General features: G+C 54.2%; 2 protein-coding genes and 1 pseudogene. All 3 read left to right on the plus strand.

What is annotated here, in order from left to right; all coding sequences use genetic code 11:
- Positions 1-973, plus strand: a 973-nt coding sequence (locus BLQ74_RS27880; RefSeq protein WP_244507285.1) for a ParB N-terminal domain-containing protein, incomplete at its 5' end; no start/stop codon positions are given.
- Positions 970-1,449: a pentapeptide repeat-containing protein gene (locus BLQ74_RS26840; RefSeq protein ID WP_090268557.1), complete on the plus strand. Its 480-nt coding sequence runs from the start codon at positions 970-972 to the stop codon at positions 1,447-1,449. The genes BLQ74_RS27880 and BLQ74_RS26840, both read left to right, overlap by 4 nt.
- Positions 1,450-2,024: 575 nt before the next feature.
- Positions 2,025-2,121 (plus strand): annotated as a pseudogene (locus BLQ74_RS28320) (hypothetical protein); the annotation flags it as partial.

The following is a 2,121-nucleotide window of genomic DNA, read 5'->3' on the forward strand; positions in this document are numbered from 1 at the left end:
GAGCTTCGCGGCGGGGGCTGCGGCGGCGGGGCTCAACGAAGCCGTGGTCAAGGACCTCGACGCGCTCGTCAGCAGCTACTCGCCGGAAAACCGCGCCGCCTTGCTGAGCATGAGCTCGCAACTGGTGGGACTGGTCGCCACGGTCGCGCAGGACCCGGCTGCGGATGCGGGCAAGCTGGAAACCGGCGCCTGGGTGGCGCAAAACGCTACGCAGTACAACCATGAACTGCATCGCAACAACGCCAAGAGCTTCGTCGATGGCGCGCTGGATTTCTGCAGGCAGAAACCCGACGCCTGTTCGTCGGGAGCCGCTCAACTCACCCAGCAGGACGTGATTGCTGCGTTGGAAGCCACGGCGGCCCATGGCGAAGGCATCGAGAAGGTCAAGCCGGAGGCGTTGGAGCTGGTCAACCAGTTCCTGAATAACCCCGATCTGGCGGACACCCTGCAGAAAGACCTGTTCAGCTACACGGAGTCCGAGCGAAAGCGTTTGGCGGTGAACGACACGGCGGAGTTGGCAATAGCCGGTCTATCCTTGGCGCAGGCGGCGAAAGCTGTTTTGATGGGCAACGGCGGAGCATTAGCCAAGATAGCCAGCGGACTGCGGCAGGAGGCGGCGGACGGGGCAAAAAGGGCTGCGACAGCTCAGAAACCGCTGGTTACGAAGGGAGCAGATGTAACACCTGAAGTTATCCAAAAAGCACTACAAGGTGATCCCAACATAAGTGCCCAGAATGCTGTCTCGCTACCAGCAGTTCAGAGATATGTTGATCGTTTGCTCGCCGGCGAAGTTGCTCCGGCTATCAAGATGGACGGAAATGTCATTATTGATGGGAATCACCGGTATATAGCGGCAAAAATATTGGGTCGTGAGCCTGATGTGGTGCCTGGTATTTTATCCCCGAGTAAGGTTGATCGAACTAAGCCTGTGATAGAACTTAAGATTGACCCGGCAGACTGGGGAAATAAATGATTATCTTGATGTTTGAGACGGGTGACAGTATTAGATTTCCTTTTGATAGCTTTGTTGAGGCAAACCTTAGGGGGTTGGATTTACATAGGGCTATATTTGAACGATTGGATGTTTCAAGGGCCGATTTTACAGGTGCTAGCTTGAGAAATGCTATTTTTGACTATGCCATTTTAGTGGGAGCTAAAATGTCGAAGGTGGCACTTATGAATTCAACTTTTTCTTGCGCGAAAATGGAAAATGTTGATCTGGCAGAGTCAATTGCGACCTTTGCTGATTTTTATAAGGCAGACCTCTCCGGAGCAAATATGAAGGGATCGGATGTGGGAGGGAGTAGCTTTATAGAAGCCAAGCTGTTTGGCGTTAATCTTGATGCGAAAAGGGTGGATGAGGCTGATTTCACTGGTGCGATCTATGATGAAAAAACAGTTTGGCCAGTTGGGTTTGATCCAGAGAGGTACGGTGCAATTAAAATTTGATTTTTTGTCCCGTCCAACTGTCCAAACCAACCTCCCCGTCATGACGGCGGTGAGTTTTTTACTTCAAACCATTGAGCCCGCTGCTCCTTCCGCAACCACTGATCGATTTCTCACCTGCTTCCGCCCACTGAAATACCGCAAACATCAGCCCTTCTCTCCATTGGAACGAGTCTCTCCGACTAATCCGTGGACAAGGACTTTTTCAATGCTGGGGGGTATTGAACCGCCGAATCACCAACCGAACTCAAACCCCGTCAGCAACCTATCCCTGGCGTCGATCCACCCGACCCGTTTCGGTACTTCTGGAAAGACGCTTCATACCGAGATGCCGGAGCCAGGGCTGTCCGCGCGTTGGCAGTCCTATGCGACTCTTGGCCGAAGTGCTCTTTAACAAATCACTGTTCAACGGGTCACGGAACATCGCTTTCGGCGGCGTTTCGTGACCTTGGCTCGCTGAACAAGCTGCGGGTGCAAGACATCCCTGTCGCCACTTCAGCGCAGTCCTGAAACCCCGGCCCCGCCATCCATGGCGGTTCGCTCGCCGGGGCAACGCATGCGTTGCCAATTCCCGGCTCGCCCTCAAGCACATCGACCAGAAAACCGTCAGCCAGACCATCGACGCCATGGTCCAGGCCGACCCTAAGCTGGCCTGGCTGAAAGAGGCAGAGCAGC

Origin of the sequence: Pseudomonas panipatensis (assembly GCF_900099785.1) — a bacterium.
In the GTDB taxonomy this organism is placed as follows: domain Bacteria; phylum Pseudomonadota; class Gammaproteobacteria; order Pseudomonadales; family Pseudomonadaceae; genus Pseudomonas; species Pseudomonas panipatensis.